Genomic DNA, 21,077 nt, shown 5'->3' on the forward strand with positions numbered 1-21,077 from the left:
GCCTGCGGCAGCTCCTACAGAGACATCGGAGTATTCCCATGCAACGCATCGACCATCCTCTGCCGTGGAGCCATCTGGGCACCGAGCGCACCCTCAGCGTGTTTCGTTACGGTGCGGGCACGCGCAAGGTTTACATCCAGGCGAGCCTGCACGCTGACGAACTGCCCGGCATGCGCACGGCGTGGGAACTGAAGCAGCGCCTGGGCGAACTCGAAATCCAGGGCCAGTTGCAAGGCGTGATCGAACTGGTGCCGGTGGCCAACCCGATTGGCCTCGATCAGCACCTGCAAGGCAGCCACATGGGCCGCTTCGAACTCGGCAGCGGCAAGAATTTCAACCGCTCCTTTGTCGAGCTCGGCGCGCCGGTGGGCGAGCTGATCGGCAATCAATTGGGCGCCGATGCCCAGGCCAATATCGCGCTGATTCGTCAGGCGATGGGCCAGGTGCTCGACGGTTTGCCGGCCCCTGCGTCGCAGCTCGAAGCCATGCACCGTTTGCTGTTGCGTCACGCCTGCGACGCTGACATCACCCTCGATCTGCATTGCGATTTCGATGCGGCGATTCACCTTTACGCCTTGCCACAACATTGGCCGCAGTGGAAATCCCTGGCGGCGCGTTTGAAGGCGGGTGTGGCGCTGTTGTGTGAGGATTCTGGTGGTAGCTCGTTCGACGAATCCTGTTCTGCGCCCTGGCTGCGGCTGGCCAGGGCGTTCCCCGAGGCGGCGATCCCACCGGCCAATCTGGCAACGACGCTAGAGCTGGGCAGCATGGGCGATACCCGGGTTGATCAGGCCCAGGCCAATTGCGAAGCGATTCTCGGGTTCCTCGCCGAGCAGGGCTTCATCAAAGGCAGCTGGCCGGCGGCACCGAGTGAATGTTGTGAAGGCATGCCGTTCGAAGGCACGCAATACCTGTTTGCACCGCATCACGGCGTGGTCAGTTTCCTGCGGGAAGCCGGGGAATGGGTGGAGCAGGGTGACGCGCTGTTTGAAGTGGTTGACCCGTTGAACGACCGGGTGACCACCGTGCGCGCCGGCACCAGTGGCGTGTTGTTTGCGATAGATCGTGGGCGCTACACCCAGCCGGGGACGTGGCAGGCGAAAGTCGCGGGGCGTGAGCCGATTCGGGTTGGCAAGTTGATCAACGATTAATCGTCGGTGTCTGACAGGACCCCATCGCGGGCAAGCCCGCTCCCACAGGGAGTGTGTAAACGCCGGAGTTCCCTGTGGGAGCGAGCTTGCTCGCGAAGGCGGCATCAGCAGCACCGAAAATCCACCGGCAAGTTCACAGTGTTAGGCTCTCCCCCGAATCCTGCGCTTTTCGAAGGAAGGTTTATGTTAAAGGTTTTCGCACTGCTGACTCTCCTGGCGTCCGCCGCCGTCCATGCCCAATCCCCGCTGCACACCGATCTGCCGCTCAACTACCTGGAGCAGGCCAACCCTAAATCGGTCCAGCAACCCTTGGTGATTTTCCTCCACGGCTACGGCAGCAACGAGCAGGACCTGTTCGGCATCAAGGATGAGTTGCCGGCCCCGTACACCTACCTGTCGGTGCGCGCACCCATGGTGATGGAAGAGGGCAGCTATCAGTGGTTTCGCCAAAAAGGCCAAGGTACCTACAACGGCGAGACGGAGGATCTGAAGGCAAGCGGCCAAGTGTTGCTGGATTTCGTCGCACAGGCTGCGAAGAAATATCACACAGCACCGAACAAGGTTTTCCTGGTGGGTTTCAGTCAGGGCGCGATCATGTCCTACGAGCTGGCGCTGCGTCATCCCGAGGCTGTGGGCGGGATTGCTGCGTTGAGCGGGCGGATTCTGCCGGTGCTCAAGTCCGAACTCAAACCGGATGAAAAACGCCAGAAACTGGCGATTTTCATCGGCCATGGCACGGCGGACAAACGCCTGCCATTCAACGATGGCACCGAAGCGAACAGCCTGTTGCAGAGCCTGTCACTCAAGCCTGAGTTTCATGCCTACCCCGGCGTCGGGCACAGCATCAGCGCCGTCGAAATGCAGGACCTGAGCGCCTGGTTGCAGCGGCTCAACCCCTGAATCTCACTTGCCGCTGACGATCTGTTTAACCAGCGCATCGTGGCCGGCATTGTCGCTGAGACGGGAAATCACTTGAACCAGCGCCATGCGCGTGCCGGAAGCAGCCATCAGCGTGGTGTCGAGGGTCTTGCCGCCGCCCTGGGTGGCGATGCTGTCGATCTGGCGCAGGCCCAGGCCGGTGCCTTTCTGGGTCAGGCTTTTTTCACTGAGTTTGGTGAAATCCGGCAGCGCCTTGGCTTGTTGGGTGGCGAAGTCGGCGGCTGTGGCGTCGAGGAATTCACCGTCGTTGTCTTTGACATTGGCGCCGCCGGGCACCGTGTTTTCAGCGGCGATCACCACGGTTTTCGTGGTTTCGTTGGTGTACATCGTGCCACTCGCACCGGTCGAGTCCGCCGGCAGTGGATTGGCGACAAAGCCCTTGGGCAGGGTGAATGTGAACTTGCCACCCAGCATCGAAATTTTTGGCGCCGGGCCCGTGTCGGTGGCCTTGGCGGCATAGGCATTCAAAGCCCCCAGGCTGGCAACCGCTGCCAGCAGCAGGACGACGGCTTTTTTACTCAACAGCGACATTCGCAAATCTCCAGGGATGATCACGCTTCAAGGGCGATCATCCCATGGATCGCAATCTGTAGCAGCTTCTACAGGCTTACTGCGCCTGATTCTACTCGTTCGAAATAGTTGAACGGGTGGTCGGCGTTTGCGCCGGCTTGGCCAGCAGGCGCCTGGTCACCCCGAGCATCGCCACGGACACCGCGACACCGAGGCCGAACGCGGCCAGCCCGATGCCGGGCAAGGTCAGCGCGACGACCAGGCAGAACGCCGTAAACGAATACATCCCCGTCGCGGTGGCTCGCAACAACGCGGCGGTAAACGCCGAGCCGCGGGTTTGCTGGGAGAACACCGCCATCACGCTGCCCAGCACCGGAAACACCGCGAGCAAACCGCTCCAGCGTTCGCCGACGGTGCTCGCCAGCAGCGTGACCGCGAGCGTCAGCACGGCGCCTGCAACCATGCGCAGCAATAATTTGTCGGACTTTGGCGCCGGGCCGGAAACGATCGGCTGCACTTTGGGAAACAGGTAGGGCGCCGCCAGCAACGCAGTCGCCGCAGCAAGCACCGAGAACACCAGCGACGGCGGGATCAGCGACAGCACAACGGCGGCGGTCGCCCAGACCAGCAGCGAAATCGTCAACGCCCACGGCCATCCCGTTCGTTGTGCGACCTGGGCATAGGTCACGCAGAAGGCGATCATCGCAAACATTGCGGATAACGCTGCCGTCGCCGATTGCGCGGCAAACACCTCGCCCTGTTCGATGGCGAGGAAGAACAGAATCGGCCCGACCACCACCGGCAACCCCGACAGCCAACCGGCCACACTCGGCCCCCAGCGTTTGCCCGCCAGGGAAATCAGCAACAGAAACCCGGGAATGACCAGCAGTTTGAGCAGCAGCACGCGCGCACCTCGACCTGATTGAGGTGGCAACGTTAGCATCGGATGCAGTGGATTGCTTTAGCGATTGCTCGGTTTTGTATACAAAGTGGTCTTCGCTGAAAATTGTACAAATAGATTTTCAGCGTATAAGTTTTAGCAAATCCCCACATTGGCCTGAATATCATGAACAGACCACGAGTGCGCTTGCATCACAGTGCGTTGCTGTTGGGATTACTGGCGACTCAGGCCTTTCCCAGTTGGCAGGAGGCATTGCCCGGCGCGCAGATCATCGGCGCCGGTGAGTTTCAGGTGTTTGGGTTCGATGTCTACAACGCTCGGCTGTGGAGTGCTTCGCGGCCACTGACGCCGGGGCAGCCGTTTGCCCTGGAACTGATTTACCAGCGCCGTATTTCCCGGGATGACCTGGTGCAGGCCAGTGTCGATGAAATCAAGCGGTTGTCGGGCGCCTCGGTCAGCGCCGAACAGCTTGATCGCTGGAAGGTGCAGATGCAGCAGTCTTTCGTCGATGTACAGGCCGGAACTCGAATCACCGGGGTTTACTTGCCGGGGCAGGGCGCTCGTTTCTTTGTTGGGCAGCAGTTGCAGCACGAGGTCAGGGACCCGGCATTCGCCCGGGCTTTTTTTGATATATGGCTCGACCTGCGCACGCGTAATCCCGAGTTGCGTCAGCAATTACTGGGCATCGCAAAACCCTGACGATTGCAGGCTGTTTTTGTAGGCGCAAGCTTACTCGCGATGGGCGTTAACGATAACGGGGGGTTTCTGGGTAAACGCGCCGCTCTTGGGTCCATCGCGAGCAGGCTCGCTCCCAGAGGGGAACGCATTTCAAGGGTGGGGCGAGCCTGCTCGCGATGAACTATTACACGGTTCACGGCTGGAACGCCCCAACCACAAAATCAATAAACACCCGGGTCTTGGCTGGCATCAGCGTGCGGCCCGGGTAGTACAGGGAAATCGGTCCCGCGTCGGCAAACCAGTCCGGCAGCAATCGCACCAGCTCCCCACGCTGAATATTCGCCAGTACATCGGGCAACACCAACAACGCCACCCCCAACCCGAGTATCGCTGCCTCGCGCATGGCCGCAGGGTCATTCAGGATGATGTTTTCATTAAGACGCACCGGCGCTTCGTTGCCAGCGCCATCCTGCATCACCCATTGACGGATCCGACCGGTACGGCTGCCGCGCATTGCGATGCCGTTGAAGCGGTCCAGGTCCGTCGGGCTGTCGGGCAGTAGCCGTCCGGCCAGATAGGCCGGGGAGGCCACGGGCACCACATGCGCCGCCGCCAACGTGCGCGACACGACCCCCGGCGTCAACTCGAATCCACCGCCAATCGCCGCATCATAGCCCTCGGCAATCAAGTCCACGGGGCGGTTTTCGAAGTGCCATTCCGGGCGGATCAACGGGTAACGCGCCAGAAAAGCCGGCAGCAGCGGCAGGATATGGCCTATGCCAAACGTTGGTGCCAGGCTCACCTTGAGCACACCTGCCGGTTCGCCCTGATCGGTCGTCACCGCATTGATCGCCGTCTGCAGCGCTCCCAGATGGCCGCCGATACCGGCCAGGAAACGTTCACCGGCCTCGGTCAACGACAACTGGCGGGTCGAGCGCCGGAACAGTCGCACGCCGATGTTGCGTTCAAGCATCGCCACGTTGCGACTGACCGCCGCGGGCGTCAGGGCGAGCATCCGCGCCGCTGCGGAAAAGCTCCCGGTTTCGGCGCTGCGCACGAAGGATTCGAGATTTGCGAGGGTTTCCATGGCGGGCACCTGATAGCAATACTTGAAAAACATTCAAATCATTACCGTCTAATCAGTACGTAATGACAAGCGCAACATTCACTTCAACGACAACCCCTGGAGTGAACACACATGAGCACCATCGGAATTATCGGCGCCGGCGCCATCGGCGCAGCGTTTGCCAGAGCCCTCTCGCGCCAAGGCATTGAGCTGGTCATCGCCAACAGCCGCGGTCCGCAAACCTTGGCTACTTTAGTGGAAGAACTCGGGCCGACGGCTCGCGCCGGTACTCGGGATGAGGCTGCCGCCCAAGCCATTGTGCTGGTCGCCGTGAATTGGTCGAAGTTACCAACGGCGCTGGCCGGCTTGCCGGATTTTGCCGGGCGGGTCGTGATCGACGCCAACAATTCGATTGAGGCGCCATCGTATAAAGCGGTTGATCTGAGCGGGCGGATGTCCAGCGAAGTGTTCGCCGAATGGGTGCCGGGTGCGCGAGTGGTGAAGGCGTTCAATCATTTGGTGGCGCGCTTGCTGGACAGCGATCCGGCGGCGGAGGGCGGTCGGCGGGTATTGTTTTTGTCGGGCGATGACGCCGAAGCGAAAGCTCAGGTGGGCGCGTTGATTGAGCGATTGGGCTTCTTCGGGGTTGATCTGGGGGCGTTGAGCGTCGGCGCGCGGTTGGCGCAGTTTCCGGGTGGACCGTTGCCGGTCTTGAACCTGGTTAAGTTCGGCTGAAAAAAAACCGGTGCACCTGCGGCGACAGAGCTTTTGTGGCGAGGGGATTTATCCCCGTTGGAGTGCGAAGCGCTCCCGAAATCGTCGACTTTTGCCGATATTTTGGGGTTGCTACGCAACCCAACGGGGATAAATCCCCTCACCACCAAAGCATCTATCAACTCAGGAACACCGGGGGTGTTGCCAGCCTGCGCGGCTCTTCGTGGGTCCCCGCGCAGTCTGTTGAACGCTTTAAGCCCGTTCGATTGCCAGTGCCACGCCCTGACCGCCACCGATGCACAGGGTGGCGAGGCCTTTTTTGGCGTCGCGCTTGATCATTTCGTGTAGCAACGTCACCAGCACCCGGCAACCCGAGGCACCGATCGGATGGCCGAGGGCAATGGCGCCGCCGTTGACGTTGACCTTGTTCAAGTCCCATTCCAGGTCCTTGGCCACCGCCAGGGATTGCGCGGCGAAGGCTTCGTTGGCTTCGATCAGGTCAAGTTGATCAATGGACCAGCCGGCCTTGTCCAGGCAGCGACGAGTCGCCGACACCGGGCCGATGCCCATGATCGCCGGGTCGACGCCCGCGTTGGCGTACGCAGCGATTTTCGCCAGCACGGGCAAACCCAGGGACTTGGCTTTTTCCGCGCTCATCAGAATCACCGCGGCGGCGCCGTCGTTCAGCGACGAGGCATTGCCGGCGGTTACCGAACCGTCCTTCTTGAAGGCGGCTTTCAGTTTGCCCAGGGATTCGGCAGTAGTGCCCGCCCGTGGCTGCTCATCGGTGGCGAAGGACAGCGGATCGCCCTTGCGCTGCGGGATCAGGATCGGCGTGATCTCATCGGCAAAACGCCCGGCTTCGATGGCGGCCGTGGCTTTTTGCTGTGAGGCCGCCGCGAAGGCGTCTTGTTGCTCGCGGGTCAAGTTGTACTTGTCTGCGAGGTTCTCGGCGGTGATGCCCATGTGGTAATCGTTGAACGCATCCCACAGGCCGTCGCTGATCATGGTGTCGACGATTTGGGCGTGACCCATGCGCAGACCGGTGCGCGCGCCCGGCATCACGTAATTGGACAGGCTCATGTTTTCCTGGCCGCCGGCAATGATCACGTCGGCGTCGCCGCAGCGAATCGCCTGGGTGGCCAGGTGCAGGGCTTTGAGGCCCGAACCGCAAACCTTGTTCAGGGTCATGGCCGGCACGGTGAACGGCAGGCCGGCCTTGATCGCAGACTGGCGCGCAGGGTTTTGCCCGGCGCCGGCGGTCAACACCTGGCCCATGATCACTTCATCGACCTGCGCCGGGTCGAGCCCGGTTTGCGCCAGCAGTTGGCGGATGACCGCAGCACCGAGATCAACCGCGGACACATTGGCCAGCGCACCCTGGAAACTGCCGATGGCGGTGCGGGTGGCGGCGACAATGACGACTTCTTGCATGGAATGATTCCTCACTGGGCAGCGAACTGCATTTCCGGAACGTGATCGGGCACGATCAGTTTGCCGGCGGTCTTGGCAACGATTTCTTCAACGCTGACGCCCGGTGCGCGTTCCTTGAGAATGAACGCGCCGTTCTCGATTTCAAGATAAGCCAGGTCGGTCAGCACACGCTTGATGCACCCGGCGCCGGTCAGCGGCAGGCTGCATTTGGCCAGGAGCTTGGACTCTCCGTCCTTGGACGCGTGGGTCATGATGACGATGATGTTGTCTGCACCGGCCACCAGGTCCATGGCGCCGCCCATGCCCTTGACCAGCTTGCCGGGAATCATCCACGAAGCGATGTTGCCTTGCACATCGACTTCAAAGGCGCCCAGTACGGTCAGGTCGACATGACCGCCGCGAATCATCGCAAAGGACTCGGCCGAGGAAAAGATCGAAGCGCCGATACGCGCGGTCACGGTTTGTTTGCCGGCGTTGATCATGTCGGCATCGATGGTTTCTTCAGTAGGAAAGGGGCCCATGCCGAGCAAGCCGTTTTCCGACTGCAGCATGACTTCCATGCCTTCGGGAATGTAGTTGGCAACCAGGGTCGGAATGCCGATACCCAAGTTCACGTAAAAGCCGTCCTGCATTTCGCGGGCGACGCGTTGAGCCATTTGTTCGCGGGAAAGTGCCATTGTTGTTATTCCTTCATTCGGTCCGGGGGCAGGGGATCACTTACGCACGGTGCGCTGTTCGATGCGCTTTTCGAACGTGCCGCAAATGACCCGGTCGACGTAGATGCCAGGGGTGTGGATCTGCGCCGGGTCCAGCTCGCCGGGTTCGACGATTTCTTCGACTTCGACCACGGTGATCTTGCCGGCAGTGGCGGCCAGCGGGTTGAAGTTCTGGGCGGTGTGGCGATAGATGACGTTGCCGAAATGGTCGGCTTTCCAGCCTTTGACGATGGCGAAGTCACCGGTGATGGATTCTTCCATCAGGTATTGGCGGCCGTGAAATTCACGCACTTCCTTGCCATCGGCAACCGGGGTACCCACGCCGGTGGCGGTGAAGAAGGCCGGGATGCCCGCGCCGCCAGCGCGCATTTTTTCGGCCAGAGTGCCCTGGGGGGTCAGGACGACTTCGATTTCGCCTTTGAGCAGTTGGTCTTCGAACAGTTTGTTCTCGCCGACGTAGGAAGCCACTACTTTGCTGATCTGCCGGTCTTCCAGCAGCACGCCGAGGCCGAAACCATCAACGCCGCAGTTGTTGGAAACCACGGTAAGGTCGCGTGTGCCTTTGCGTTTGATTTCGGCGATGAGGTTTTCCGGGATCCCGCACAGACCGAAGCCGCCAGCGATCACAGTCATGCCGTCTTCGAGACCTGCCAGGGCTTCTTCATAGGAACTCACGCGCTTGTCGAAACCTGCCATATGCACCTCTTTTATTCTTTGTGGGCGGCTGGCTAGCCGTATGGGATGAAGTGTCTCGCCGGTGTATTGATTTGTTAAGTTGATTTTTAAGGTTGATTGATAGATAAAACTGAACAAACCGTAGGAGCTGCCGAAGGCTGCGATCTTTTGATCTTTTGATCTTTTGATCTCGGCAACCAAGATCAAGATCAAGATCAAAATCAAAATCAAAAGATCGCAGCCTTCGGCAGCTCCTACAATACTCCGGAGAGACTGTAGATGACCGTCAAGCAGATACGCGCATTTCTGGCCGTGGCCCAGAGTTTGAGTTTCGCCGTGGCCTGCGAGCGCTTGCACCTGTCGCAATCGGCACTGAGCCTGACCATCAAGGCCCTGGAAGAGGGCTTGGGCGGACGGCTGTTTACCCGCAACACGCGCAATGTGGCGCTGACCGCTGAAGGTGAGTCGCTGGTGCCGTTGGCCCGTCGCCTGATCGCCGACTGGGACAACGCCGAAGATGAACTGCGCCAGCGTTTCACCCTGCAACGCGGTCGCGTGACGCTGGCGGCGATGCCGTCGTTTGCCGGCAACCTGCTGCCGCCGATCCTCAAGACCTTCCGCGCGCGCTATCCAAAAGTCAACGTCACGGTAAACGACGTGATCAACGAGCAGGTGCTGGAAATGGTTCGGGACCGGCAGGTGGAACTGGGCGTGGCGTTTGAACCGACGCAGAGCTCATCGTTGCACTTTACGCCGTTGTACAGGGACCGGTTTGTCGCGGTGGTGCCGTTTGACTCGCCTTTTTCAGAGCGGCAGGACATCGATTGGCAGACGCTGCTTGAACAACCCTTTATCACCTTGCAGCGACCCTCCACGGTTCGGGTGATGCTGGAAGAGCACTTGCAGGCGCGAGGGATGAAATTGCCGGTGGAGTTTGAAAGTCACCAGTTGGCGACAGTCGGCAGGATGGTGGCGAGCGGGTTGGGTGTGAGCGCAGTGCCGGCGTTGTGTGTCGGGCAAATGCGCGAGTTGGGCGCGCGGTGCATTACGTTGCGCGATCCGGTAGTGGAGCGAGCGATTGGAGTGTTGACCAAACCCGGGGTGGAGCTGTCGGCGGCGGCGCAGGCCTTGTTCGATATTCTCAAGGAACAGAATCTCGGCGAGCGCCTGTCCGGTTGATCACACCGGCAGCCTGTGGGTGCGGTATGGCCCGCGCCCACATCAACGGCGGTGTTTACATGATTGTTTACTTCCCGAGCTTGACCCGCGTCCAGCCGCGCGTCATCACTCGCTGAACCCCGATCGGCATGTCCGGAATCGCATACAACGTCGCCATCACGGCCAGAGGCGGATACGACCCCGGGTCATTGCGGATAGCCTCATCCACCAACGGCGTCGCCGCTGCGTTGGCGTTGCTGTAGCCGATGTTGTTGGTGATTTCGGCAATGATGTCCGGGCGCATCAGGAAGTTCATGAACAGGTAAGCGTTCTCCACGTTCGTCGCGTCCAGCGGGATCGCGACCATGTCGTAGAAACTGCCAGCGCCTTCTTTCGGAATGCTGTAATCGATCTGCACCTTGTTGCCCGCTTCTTCGGCGCGGGCCTTGGCTTGCAGGACGTCGCCGGAATAACCCACCGCCACGCAGATGTTGCCGTTGGCGAGGTCGGAGATGTACTTCGACGAATGGAAATACGCCACCGATGGCCGAATCTTCATGAACAGCGCTTCGGCTTCGGCGATCTGCGCCTTGTCCTGCGAGTTCACCGGGTAACCCAGATAGTGGAGGGCGGCGGGCAGCATCTCGGTCGGCGAATCGAGGAAACTGATGCCGCAGGCTTTCAGTTTCTCGGCGTTTTCCGGCTTGAACAGCAAATCCCAGGAGTTAGTCGGGGCGTTCGCACCGAGCACTTCCTTGACCTTGGCCGGGTTGAAACCGATGCCGATCGAGCCCCACATGTACGGGAAGGCGTGGGCGTTATCCGGGTCGCTGGCCGAGGCGTTTTTCAGCAGCACCGGGTTGAGGTTTTTCCAGTTGCTCAGCTTCGATTTGTCCAGTTCCTGATAGACGCCGGCCTTGATCTGCTTGGCCAGGAAACTGTTGGAAGGCACCACGATGTCGTAGCCGGATTTGCCCGCGAGCAGGCGCGCCTCGAGGGTTTCGTTGCTGTCGAACACGTCGTAGGTCACGCGGATGCCGGTCTCGTCCTCGAACTTCTTGACGGTGTCCGGGGCAATGTAGTCCGACCAGTTGTAGACGCGCAGAACCTTGTCATTGGCCTGGGCGCCGGTGGCGATCGCGCTTAATAAGGACAGTGTCAGCAGAGTCCTGCCAAACTTTTTCATCGGTACAACTCCAATTTTCTTTTTATTCAAAATCACACAAAGCAGTGAACACAAAACCTGTGGCGAGGCAGAGACCCATCATCTGTAGGAGCTGCCGAGTGAAACGAGGCTGCGATCTTTTGATTTTTTTAGCAGCAAGATCAAAAGATCGCAGCCTGCGGCAGCTCCTACAAAAAACTCGGCCTTATACGGTCGCTTCTACCATTTGCTTCTTCGGTTGTTGCCAGGACTCGCTGGCGGTCTGGTCCATGGCTTCCTGGATGGCGCGTTTGCGGCTGGTTTCGGCGCGGCGGCTGAAGTACCAGACCATGAACGTCACCATCGAAACAGCCAGCAGAATCAGACTGGCCACCGCGTTGATCTCAGGCTTCACACCCAGACGCACCGCCGAAAACACTTCCATCGGCAAGGTCGTCGAACCCGGCCCGGAAACGAAACTCGCCAGCACCAGATCGTCAAGCGACAGGGCAAACGACATCATGCCGCCGGCCGCCAGTGACGGCGCGATCATCGGAATGGTGATCAGGAAAAACACCTTGAACGGTTTGGCCCCAAGGTCCATCGCCGCTTCTTCGATGGACAGGTCCAGCTCGCGCAACCGCGCGGACACTACCACCGCCACATAAGCGGCGCAAAACGTCGTGTGGGCGATCCAGATGGTGACGATGCCACGCTCCATCGGCCAGCCAATCAACTGCGCCATCGCCACGAACAGCAGTAACAGCGACAGGCCGGTAATCACTTCCGGCATCACCAACGGCGCGGTCACCAGACCCCCGAACAGCGTACGGCCCTTGAAACGCGTGACGCGGGTCAACACAAACGCCGCCAGCGTCCCCAGCGCCACCGCGGCAATCGCGGTGTAGCAGGCGATTTCCAGCGAGCGCAGCACCGAGCCCATCAGTTGCGTGTTGTCGAGCAAACCGGCGTACCACTTGAGCGACCAGCCACCCCACACCGTCACCAGTTTCGAGGCGTTGAACGAGTAGATCACCAGGATCAGCATCGGCAGGTAGATAAACGACAGGCCGAACACCAGCATCAATTTTGAAAAACCGAAACGTTTCATCCCCGTGCCTCCATCTCTTTGGCCTGGCTGCGGTTGAACAGCAGAATTGGCACAATCAGGATCAACAGCATCACCACCGCCAGGGCAGACGCCACCGGCCAGTCGCGGTTGTTGAAGAACTCTTGCCACAACACACGGCCGATCATCAGGGTTTCCGGGCCGCCCAACAGTTCCGGAATCACAAACTCGCCGACCACCGGAATGAACACCAGCATGCAACCGGCGATGATGCCGTTCTTGGCCAGCGGCACAGTGATTTTCCAGAAGTTGTTGAAGTTGCTCGAGCCCAGATCAGAAGCGGCTTCCAGCAGGCTATGATCGTGCTTGACCAGGTTGGCATAGAGCGGCAACACCATGAACGGCAGGTAGGCGTATACCACCCCGATGTAGACGGCAATGTTGGTGTTGAGGATCTCGATCGGATGATCGGTGAGGCCGGTCCACATCAAAAAACCGTTGAGTAAACCGTTGTTGCTGAGGATGCCCATCCACGCATAAACACGGATCAGGATCGCGGTCCAGGTTGGCATCATGATCAACAGCAGCAAGACGTTCTGCGCTTCTTTGCTCGCCTTGGTGATCGCATAAGCCATCGGAAAGCCAAGCGCCAGGCACATCAGCGTGCTGAAAAACGCGACCTTCAACGAGCCGAAGTAAGCCGACAGGTACAGCTCGTCCTCCGTCAGCAACAGGTAGTTGCCGACGTTGAGGAACAGCTGGAATTTCTGTTCGGCGAAGGTGTAGATCTCGGAATAGGGAGGAATGGCCAGCGCCGCTTCCGAGAAGCTGATCTTCATCACCAGGAAGAACGGCAACAGGAAAAACAGGCACAGCCACAGGAAAGGAATCCCGATGACGAGCTTTCGACCACTCGGCATCAGCCGCATGAACTGCTGATTGAGGGTTTTCATGAGCGCAGTACCACGCCGCTGTCGTCTTCCCACCACACATAGACCTTGTCGTCCCAGGTCGGTCGTGCGCCACGGCGTTCGGCGTTGGCCATGAACGACTGGACGATTTTGCCGCTCGGCAATTCGACGTAGAACACTGAGTGCCCGCCGAGGTAGGCGATGTCATGCACCTTGCCTTCGGACCAGTTGTAGCGGAACTCCGGTTGGGTGGTGCTGACCAGCATTTTTTCCGGGCGGATCGCGTAGGTGATCGACTTGTCCTGCACCGAGGTGCTGACGCCGTGACCGACGTAGATTTTCTGCTCCAGGTCCTTGCTGTGGATGATCGCGTGACCTTCGAGGTCTTCCACCACGGTGCCGTCGAAGGCGTTCACGTTGCCGATGAATTCGCAGACCATGCGGCTGACCGGCGCTTCATAGATGTCGACCGGGCTGCCGATTTGCGCGATCCAGCCCAGGTGCATGATTGCGATACGCTGGGCCATGGTCATGGCCTCTTCCTGATCGTGGGTCACCATCACGCAGGTCACGCCGACGCGCTCAATGATTTCCACCAGTTCCAGCTGCATCTGCGAACGCAGCTTTTTATCCAGTGCGCCCATCGGCTCGTCGAGCAGCAACAGCTTCGGACGCTTGGCCAGGGAACGGGCGAGGGCCACACGCTGACGCTGACCGCCAGACAGTTGATGGGGTTTGCGTTTGGCGTATTGGGTCATGTGCACCAGGCGCAGCATCTCTTCGACACGGGCGTCGATTTCGCTGGCGGACAACCGATCCTGCTTGAGGCCGAAGGCGATGTTCTGCGCCACGGTCATGTGCGGGAACAGGGCGTACGACTGGAACATCATATTGATCGGTCGTTCGTACGGCGGCATGTCGGTGATGTCCACGCCGTCGAGCAGAATGCGTCCCTCGGTCGGGCGCTCGAAGCCGGCGAGCATGCGCAGCAGCGTCGATTTTCCGGAACCGGAACCGCCGAGCAGGGCGAAGATTTCCCCTTGATGAATCTCAAGCGAGACATCGTCCACTGCGCAGGTTTCGTCGAACTTCTTGGTGACGCGGTCGATTTTCACCAGCACCTTTTTCGGTGACGGGTGACCTTCAAGAGCCTTCCTGTGAATGCTGGAGGCATTTGCCATGTGAAACTCCCAACAGGTTTCAGTCGTCGGGCCAACGCGGCCTGACTTAAGAGTGGATTGCAAGCCCTGGGTGTGCGCCGCCTGCCCACTGAAACGCTACCCCCTGTAGGAGCTGCCGAAGGCTGCGATCTTTTGATGTGGCTATCAAGGTCAAAAGATCGCAGCCTTCGGCAGCTCCTACCGGGTATTGCGCGTGAGTTGCAGGTAACTTCCACTCGGGCCTGGTCGGCGCCGCCGTCCTGGCTGCCTGGGTCGTACTTGTTGTTATTGCAGTGTGTCGCTGTCGCGAATCACGGATGCGCAAAGGCGCACCCGCCAGACTCGCGGGGGTAGTAAAAAAACGGTTTAAGTCAGCGCGTTTTTCGCAGCGCGGCCCGTCGCCGGCAGGCATCGCCAAACGCCTGGAAAATACTCAAATAAGGAGGATTCGAAAGCACCTGCCATTCCGGATGCCATTGCACGCCGACGGCGAAGGCCGGGCTGTGCTCCACCGAAATCGCTTCGATCAAACCGTCCGGCGCTATCGCCTCGACGCGCAGGCCGGACGCCAAGCGATCAATGCCTTGGCTATGAATCGAATTGACCCTGAACTCGGCCGGCAACTCCAGCGCTTCGAACACGCCACCCGGCTGCACCGTCACCGCATGCGCCGGAGCGTATTGCACCGCCAGCTCGGGGCTGTCCGCTTCACGGTGATCGAGCATGCCCGGCAGTTCATGCACCTTCTGATGCAGGCTGCCGCCGAATGCCACGTTCATTTCCTGAAAGCCCCGGCAGATGCCGAGTACCGGAACGCCCGCCGCAATGGCTGCACGCAATAAAGGAAGGGTGGTGGCGTCCCGCGCCGGATCGTGATCCGTGCCGGGAGCGCTGGCCGGGCCTTGGTAGTGGAAGGGTTCCACATTCGACGGCGAGCCGGTCAGCAACAGACCGTCGAGATGCGCGAGCACCTCCCCGATGTCGGTCAGTTCGCCCAGAGAAGGAATGACCACGGGCAACCCCAAAGCCGCGACGCTGACAGCACGCAAGTACTTGTCGCCGCTGATGTGGTAGGGGTGCAGGCCGATCTGTTTGACGCACGCTGTAACGCCGATCAATGGCTTGAATGCCATTTTTATCACCTCGAAGTTTCACACTTGAACGAGCTTTTCCGCAGCTTAGCTTTGTTGATTTTAATTAACAACTCTCATGTAAAAAATTCTAAACGCCGCACGTCCGATCGCCAGTCTATCCGCGGTTTTGAGGACCTATGTGGCACTCTCGTGCCCAAAAATGCCCCATAAATAAAGGGTAAGAGCCCAGCTGTTCGCTATTGACTTCACTTTGCCGTTCGGGTTGACTGGGCTCGTTCCGCCGTAGTGAACATAATAATTAACAGCTAATAGGTGCAAAATGTCGGTCCCTCTGCGTACCGTTCAACTCAACGAAGCAAACGCATTCCTTAAGAAATATCCTGAGGTTTTGTACGTCGACCTTCTGATTGCGGATATGAACGGTGTGGTGCGCGGCAAGCGCATCGAGCGCACCAGTCTTCATAAGGTTTACGAAAAAGGCATCAACCTCCCGGCCTCCCTGTTTGCTCTGGACATCAACGGCTCCACGGTGGAAAGCACCGGCCTGGGTCTGGACATCGGCGACTCCGACCGGATCTGCTTCCCTATCCCTGGCACCCTGAGCATTGAGCCGTGGCAGAAGCGTCCAACCGCGCAACTGTTGATGACCATGCACGAACTGGAAGGCCAGGCGTTCTTCGCCGATCCGCGGGAAGTGCTGGCGGATGTGGTGCGCAAGTTCGACGATCTCGGCCTGACCATCTGCGCCGCGTTCGAACTGGAGTTCTACCTGATCGACCAGGACAACGTGAACGGTCGCCCGCAGTCGCCGCGTTCGCCGGTATCGGGCAAGCGTCCGGTGTCGACCCAGGTGTACCTGATCGACGACCTCGACGAATACGTCGATTGCCTGCAAGACATCCTCGAAGGCGCGAAAGAGCAGGGCATTCCTGCCGACGCCATCGTCAAGGAAAGCGCCCCGGCGCAGTTCGAAGTCAACCTGCATCACGTCAACGACCCTATAAAGGCCTGCGACTACGCGGTGTTGCTCAAGCGTCTGGTGAAGAACATCGCCTACGACCACGAGATGGACACCACGTTTATGGCCAAGCCGTATCCGGGCCAGGCGGGCAACGGTTTGCACGTGCACATTTCGATTCTCGACAAAGAAGGCAACAACATCTTTGCCAGCGAGGATCCCGAGCAGAACGCCGCGCTGCGACACGCGATCGGCGGTGTGCTCGAGACCCTGCCTGCGCAGATGGCGTTCCTCTGCCCGAACGTCAACTCGTACCGCCGTTTTGGCGCGCAGTTCTACGTACCGAACTCGCCGAGCTGGGGCATCGACAACCGCACCGTCGCGGTCCGTGTGCCGACCGGTTCGCCAGACTCCGTGCGCATCGAGCATCGTGTCGCTGGCGCCGACGCCAACCCGTATTTGCTGATGGCCTCGGTGCTGGCGGGTATCCACCACGGCCTGACCAACCAGATCGAGCCGGGCGCCCCGGTGGAAGGCAACAGCTACGAGCAGAATGAGCAGAGCTTGCCGAACAACCTGCGCGATGCACTGCGCGAGCTGGACGACAGCGAAGTCATGGCCAAGTACATCGACCCGCTGTACATCGACGTGTTCGTGGCGTGCAAGGAAAGCGAGCTGGCCGAGTTCGAGAATTCCATCTCGGACCTTGAGTACAACTGGTATTTGCACACCGTTTGATTGGGTCAGCCCCATCCCTTACGACAGGCCATTAGCCCCGTAGGAGCTGCCGAAGGCTGCGATCTTTTGCTCTTGATCTTAAAAGCAAAATCAAAAGATCGCAGCCTTCGGCAGCTCCTACGGGGCACCGGCCAGACGATCACTCATTCCTCTGCGTCGAGTCACAACCATGCCAAACACTCGCAGCGACTGGGAACAACGCTTCCAGTCACTCACCATCGAAAGCCGCGCCTTCATCGACGGTGAATACCGCGATGCGCTCAGCGGTGACACCTTCGAATGCATCAGCCCGGTCGACGGCCGCTTCCTGGCCAATGTCGCCAGCACCGATGAAGCCGACGCCAACGCCGCCGTGGCCGTAGCGCGGCGCACCTTCGAATCCGGGATCTGGGCCAGCCTCGCTCCGGCCGAGCGCAAGCGCATCCTGATTCGCTTCGCCGACCTGATCCTCGCCAACCAGGAAGAACTGGCCCTGCTCGAAACCCTCGACATGGGCAAGCCGATCAACGATTCGATGAACATCGACATCCCGGCGACCGCCAACGCGATCCGCTGGAGCGCCGAAGCCATCGACAAGATCTACGACGAAGTTGCTGCCACCCCTCACGACCAACTCGGCCTGATCACCCGTGAGCCTGCGGGCGTGGTCGCCGCCATCGTGCCGTGGAACTTCCCGTTGATCATGGCCAGCTGGAAGTTCGCCCCGGCCCTGGCGGCGGGCAACTCGTTCATCCTCAAGCCTTCGGAAAAGTCGCCACTGACCGCGATCCGCATCGCGCAATTGGCGCTGGACGCCGGCATTCCGAAAGGCGTGTTCAACGTCCTGCCGGGCTATGGCCACACCGTCGGCAAGGCGCTGGCGTTGCACATGGACGTCGACGTGCTGGCCTTCACCGGTTCGACCGCGATTGCCAAGCAACTGCTGATCTACTCGGGCCAGAGCAACATGAAGCGCGTGTGGCTCGAAGCCGGTGGCAAGAGCCCGAACGTGGTGTTCGCCGACGCGCCGGATTTACGCGCGGCAGCCCAAGCGGCGGCCAGCGGCATTGCTTTCAATCAGGGCGAAGTCTGCACCGCGGGCTCGCGATTGCTGGTGGAGCGCTCGATTCGCGAGCAATTCATTCCGCTGCTGGTGGAAGCGCTGCAAGCGTGGAAACCGGGGCACGCGCTGGACCCGCAAACCACCGTTGGCGCGGTCGTCGATCAGCGTCAACTGGACAACGTGTTGCGCTACATCCAGATCGGCAAAGACCAGGGCGCGCAACTGATCGCGGGCGGCAGTCGCACCCTCGAAGCCACCGGCGGCCTGTACGTGGAGCCGGCGATTTTCGACGGCGTGACCAACGCCATGACCATCGCCCGTGAAGAAATCTTCGGCCCGGTGCTGTCGCTGATCACCTTCGACTCCGCTGAAGAAGCCCTGGCCATCGCCAACGACAGCATCTTCGGCCTCGCCGCGGGCGTCTGGACCAGCAACCTGAGCAAGGCCCACACCTTCGCTCGCGGCTTGCGCGCCGGCAGCGTCTGGGTCAACCAGTACGACGGCGGCGACATGACCGCACCGTTCGGCGGGTACAAGCAGTCGGGTAACGGTCGGGACAAATCGCTGCACGCGTTCGACAAATACACCGAACTCAAAGCGACCTGGATCAAGCTCTAATACTTCTACAACGACGGTTGCCGGCGAGTGTCGGTGACCCTCGGAGAAACCTATGAAACAAGGCTCTATTGAACAACAGCATGTAAACAGCTACTACGCCGCCACCCGCAACTTTACCGGCGACTTTCCGGTGCTGGAACAAGCGGTGGACTGCGACGTCTGCGTGATCGGCGCCGGCTACACCGGTTTGTCCTCGGCGCTGTTCCTCGCCGAAGCCGGTTACAGCGTGACCGTGCTCGAAGCCGCCAAAGTCGGGTTCGGCGCCAGCGGTCGCAACGGCGGTCAACTGGTCAACTCCTACAGTCGGGACGTCGATGTCATCGAAGAGCGCTACGGCGACAAGACCGCTGAAGTGCTCGGCAGCATGATTTTCGAAGGCGCCGACATCATTCGTCAGCGCATACAACACTACGACATCCAGTGCGATTACAAGCCGGGCGGGATTTTTGCTGCGCTGAACAAAAAGCAGCTCAAAGGCCTGGCCGAGCAGAAAAGCAGCTGGGAACGTTACGGCAACAAGAACCTGAAGATGCTCGACGCCGCCGAGATCAAGCGCGAAGTCGGGTGCGACAACTACGTCGGCGGCCTGCTCGACATGCAGGGTGGCCACATTCATCCGCTGAACCTGGCCCTCGGTGAAGCCTCGGCGATCATCGGCCTCGGCGGGAAAATCTACGAACAATCGGCGGCGGTGGAAATCACCTACGGCGAGCCGATCACCGTGCGCACCGCCAAAGGTGTGGTCCGCGCCAAGTACTTGCTGATCGCCGGCAACGCCTACTTGCCGCAGGGCCTCGACAACCGCGTGACCAGCAAAAGCATGCCGTGCGGCTCGCAAATCGTCGTCACCGAGCCGTTGTCCGAGCAGGTGGCGCGCAGTCTGATCAAAAACAACTATTGCGTCGAAGACTGCAATTATCTGCTCGACTATTACCGCCTCACCGCCGACAACCGCCTGCTTTATGGTGGCGGCGTGGTCTACGGTGCGCGTGAACCCGACGACATCGAGCAGCTGATCAAACCGAAAATCCTCAAGACCTTCCCGCAACTGAAGGACGTGAAGATCGACTACCGCTGGACCGGCAACTTCCTGCTGACCATGTCACGCATGCCGCAATTCGGTCGTATCGAGAAAAACGCCTACTACATGCAAGGCTACAGCGGTCACGGCGTTACCTGCTCGCACCTGGCCGGCAAACTGATCTCGGAAATGATCCGCGGCGACGCCGAGCGTTTCGACGCCTTCGCCTCCTTGCCGCACATGCCGATGCTCGGCGGCCGCACCTTCCAGGCCCCGCTCACCGCCATGGGTGCGGCGTACTACGCGCTGCGTGACCGGTTCGGCATCTGAGTCCAATGCAATCGGCGGCCATCCAATTGGCCGCCAGCGAATGCCATCGAGTGAAATGCAATCCATGTGGGAGCGAGCTTGCTCGCGATGACTGACTGTCAGCTGACATCAATGTTGAATGAACCGCCCTCATCGCGAGCAAGCTCGCTCCCACTGGTTCTGCATCCGGCCTGACTGGCAACCGGCCTACGGCCTTTTTATCCGGCCATCGATCGAACCTGCTGAGCAACACCCCCAAACATGATTTAATACCCGCCTTTCACCATTCCGGGACAGGGAAGCGGTACCTTCGCGGCAAAAGTCGCCCGCCATCCACCCCCATAACCCTTAAGTATTTCTCGCATAAGGCTGTCATGGACACGGGCTCACGACTCAAATTAGTACGCGAAAGCTACAAACTGTCCCAGCGCGAGCTGGCCCGGCGTAGCGGCGTCACCAATGCCACCATTTCCCTGATCGAGCAGAATCGCGTCAGTCCCTCCGTCAGTTCCCTGAAAAAACTGCTCGAAGGCATCCCCATGTCTTTGGCGGACTTTTTCACCTTCGACCAGCCACCCCGCGAACACCAATACGTCTTCCGTGCCAATGAACAGCCGGATCTCGGCCGCCACGGCCTGCGGCTGCTGCTGATCGGCGCGTCGGTGCCGAGCCGGCAGATGCGCTTGCTGCGCGAGCAATACGCACCGGGCGCAAGTTCGGGGGAAGAGCCGATCGTTCACTCAGAGGGCGAGGAGTGCGGGCTGGTGACGAGGGGAACGGTCGAGCTGACGGTGGATGGGCAGATCAGTGTGCTCAACGCCGGTGATGGCTACTACTTCCCGACCACGCTGCCGCACAAGTTTCGCAATATTGGCCAGGATGAAGCGGAAATCATCAGCGCCAACACACCGGCAAACTTCTGATGAAGAGGCGCGTGTATTACGTTCGTCTCGACGAATGAGTGGTTAAGATTTTGAGTTGTGTGCTGAGATAGGAGGAAGACACAAAACTCTTCAGTTTGCGATTGGGGTATGTTGGGTTTCTCTAAGTATTATTTTTTAGATATTTTGC

The 21,077-nt window shown here is 59.8% G+C and carries 20 protein-coding genes; 9 read left to right on the forward strand and 11 right to left on the reverse strand.

The window, feature by feature from the left end; all coding sequences use genetic code 11:
• The first annotated feature begins 38 nt into the window (after positions 1–38).
• Together F8N62_RS25125 and F8N62_RS25130 are read left to right on the forward strand one after the other, a co-directional pair.
• Complete coding sequence (locus F8N62_RS25125; RefSeq protein ID WP_150713202.1) at positions 39–1,151, forward strand: M14 family metallopeptidase; 1,113 nt, start codon at positions 39–41, stop codon at positions 1,149–1,151.
• Between the two features lie 183 nt (positions 1,152–1,334).
• Positions 1,335–2,051 (forward strand): alpha/beta hydrolase, encoded by a 717-nt coding sequence (locus F8N62_RS25130; RefSeq protein ID WP_150713203.1) that lies wholly within the window; start codon positions 1,335–1,337, stop codon positions 2,049–2,051.
• 3 nt (positions 2,052–2,054) lie between these two features.
• On the opposite strand, the gene F8N62_RS25135 is transcribed toward F8N62_RS25130, so the two are convergent.
• Together F8N62_RS25135 and F8N62_RS25140 are read right to left on the reverse strand one after the other, a co-directional pair.
• Positions 2,055–2,621: a hypothetical protein gene (locus tag F8N62_RS25135; RefSeq protein WP_150713204.1), complete on the reverse strand. Its 567-nt coding sequence runs from the start codon at positions 2,619–2,621 to the stop codon at positions 2,055–2,057.
• A 91-nt stretch (positions 2,622–2,712) separates the two neighbouring features.
• Positions 2,713–3,504, reverse strand: coding sequence for a hypothetical protein (locus F8N62_RS25140; RefSeq protein WP_150713205.1), 792 nt, complete (start codon positions 3,502–3,504; stop codon positions 2,713–2,715).
• 162 nt (positions 3,505–3,666) lie between these two features.
• Here F8N62_RS25140 and F8N62_RS25145 point away from each other — a divergent pair, with 162 nt between their 5' ends.
• Complete coding sequence (locus F8N62_RS25145) at positions 3,667–4,200, forward strand: chalcone isomerase family protein (protein ID WP_150713206.1); 534 nt, start codon at positions 3,667–3,669, stop codon at positions 4,198–4,200.
• A gap of 172 nt (positions 4,201–4,372) precedes the next feature.
• On the opposite strand, the gene F8N62_RS25150 is transcribed toward F8N62_RS25145, so the two are convergent.
• Positions 4,373–5,266, reverse strand: coding sequence for a LysR family transcriptional regulator (locus F8N62_RS25150; RefSeq protein ID WP_150713207.1), 894 nt, complete (start codon positions 5,264–5,266; stop codon positions 4,373–4,375).
• Between the two features lie 111 nt (positions 5,267–5,377).
• Here F8N62_RS25150 and F8N62_RS25155 point away from each other — a divergent pair, with 111 nt between their 5' ends.
• Positions 5,378–5,980: an NADPH-dependent F420 reductase gene (locus F8N62_RS25155; RefSeq protein ID WP_150713208.1), complete on the forward strand. Its 603-nt coding sequence runs from the start codon at positions 5,378–5,380 to the stop codon at positions 5,978–5,980.
• Between the two features lie 231 nt (positions 5,981–6,211).
• Here the strand turns inward: F8N62_RS25155 and F8N62_RS25160 are convergent, their stop codons facing one another.
• Genes F8N62_RS25160 through F8N62_RS25170 form a run of 3 tightly spaced genes read right to left on the reverse strand, consistent with a single transcriptional unit; the run spans position 6,212 to position 8,805 of the window.
• Positions 6,212–7,393 carry an acetyl-CoA C-acetyltransferase gene (locus F8N62_RS25160; protein ID WP_150713209.1) on the reverse strand — a complete coding sequence of 394 codons (1,182 nt, stop codon included), beginning with the start codon at positions 7,391–7,393 and terminating at the stop codon, positions 6,212–6,214.
• 11 nt (positions 7,394–7,404) lie between these two features.
• Positions 7,405–8,070 carry a CoA transferase subunit B gene (locus F8N62_RS25165; protein ID WP_045060542.1) on the reverse strand — a complete coding sequence of 222 codons (666 nt, stop codon included), beginning with the start codon at positions 8,068–8,070 and terminating at the stop codon, positions 7,405–7,407.
• A 36-nt stretch (positions 8,071–8,106) separates the two neighbouring features.
• Positions 8,107–8,805, reverse strand: a complete 699-nt coding sequence (locus tag F8N62_RS25170) for a CoA transferase subunit A (RefSeq protein WP_045060543.1) — start codon at positions 8,803–8,805, stop codon at positions 8,107–8,109.
• Positions 8,806–9,063: 258 nt separating this feature from the next.
• Here F8N62_RS25170 and F8N62_RS25175 point away from each other — a divergent pair, with 258 nt between their 5' ends.
• Positions 9,064–9,963 (forward strand): LysR family transcriptional regulator, encoded by a 900-nt coding sequence (locus tag F8N62_RS25175; RefSeq protein ID WP_150713210.1) that lies wholly within the window; start codon positions 9,064–9,066, stop codon positions 9,961–9,963.
• A gap of 67 nt (positions 9,964–10,030) precedes the next feature.
• On the opposite strand, the gene F8N62_RS25180 is transcribed toward F8N62_RS25175, so the two are convergent.
• The 5 genes from F8N62_RS25180 to F8N62_RS25200 form a co-directional block, all read right to left on the reverse strand.
• On the reverse strand, positions 10,031–11,128 hold the full coding sequence (locus F8N62_RS25180) for a polyamine ABC transporter substrate-binding protein (protein WP_150713211.1): 1,098 nt from the start codon (positions 11,126–11,128) through the stop codon (positions 10,031–10,033).
• A gap of 184 nt (positions 11,129–11,312) precedes the next feature.
• Complete coding sequence (locus tag F8N62_RS25185; RefSeq protein WP_150713212.1) at positions 11,313–12,197, reverse strand: ABC transporter permease subunit; 885 nt, start codon at positions 12,195–12,197, stop codon at positions 11,313–11,315.
• Positions 12,194–13,075: an ABC transporter permease subunit gene (locus F8N62_RS25190; protein WP_191632442.1), complete on the reverse strand. Its 882-nt coding sequence runs from the start codon at positions 13,073–13,075 to the stop codon at positions 12,194–12,196. Before F8N62_RS25190 ends, F8N62_RS25185 begins: the two co-directional genes overlap by 4 nt.
• A gap of 29 nt (positions 13,076–13,104) precedes the next feature.
• Positions 13,105–14,247: an ABC transporter ATP-binding protein gene (locus F8N62_RS25195; protein ID WP_150713214.1), complete on the reverse strand. Its 1,143-nt coding sequence runs from the start codon at positions 14,245–14,247 to the stop codon at positions 13,105–13,107.
• A 350-nt stretch (positions 14,248–14,597) separates the two neighbouring features.
• A complete protein-coding gene (locus F8N62_RS25200) occupies positions 14,598–15,359 on the reverse strand; it encodes a gamma-glutamyl-gamma-aminobutyrate hydrolase family protein (RefSeq protein ID WP_150713215.1) in 762 nt (253 codons plus the stop codon).
• Between the two features lie 280 nt (positions 15,360–15,639).
• Here F8N62_RS25200 and F8N62_RS25205 point away from each other — a divergent pair, with 280 nt between their 5' ends.
• The 4 genes from F8N62_RS25205 to F8N62_RS25220 all read left to right on the forward strand — a co-directional run bounded on the left by F8N62_RS25205 (position 15,640) and on the right by F8N62_RS25220 (position 20,929).
• Positions 15,640–17,016 carry a glutamine synthetase family protein gene (locus F8N62_RS25205; RefSeq protein WP_150713216.1) on the forward strand — a complete coding sequence of 459 codons (1,377 nt, stop codon included), beginning with the start codon at positions 15,640–15,642 and terminating at the stop codon, positions 17,014–17,016.
• 169 nt (positions 17,017–17,185) lie between these two features.
• On the forward strand, positions 17,186–18,676 hold the full coding sequence (locus tag F8N62_RS25210) for an aldehyde dehydrogenase (RefSeq protein ID WP_150713217.1): 1,491 nt from the start codon (positions 17,186–17,188) through the stop codon (positions 18,674–18,676).
• Between the two features lie 52 nt (positions 18,677–18,728).
• Positions 18,729–20,027, forward strand: coding sequence for an NAD(P)/FAD-dependent oxidoreductase (locus F8N62_RS25215; RefSeq protein WP_191632439.1), 1,299 nt, complete (start codon positions 18,729–18,731; stop codon positions 20,025–20,027).
• Between the two features lie 353 nt (positions 20,028–20,380).
• Positions 20,381–20,929 carry a cupin domain-containing protein gene (locus F8N62_RS25220; RefSeq protein ID WP_007946335.1) on the forward strand — a complete coding sequence of 183 codons (549 nt, stop codon included), beginning with the start codon at positions 20,381–20,383 and terminating at the stop codon, positions 20,927–20,929.
• Positions 20,930–21,077: the final 148 nt, after the last annotated feature.

This window comes from Pseudomonas fluorescens (assembly GCF_902497785.1).
Classification (GTDB): domain Bacteria; phylum Pseudomonadota; class Gammaproteobacteria; order Pseudomonadales; family Pseudomonadaceae; genus Aquipseudomonas; species Aquipseudomonas fluorescens_BO.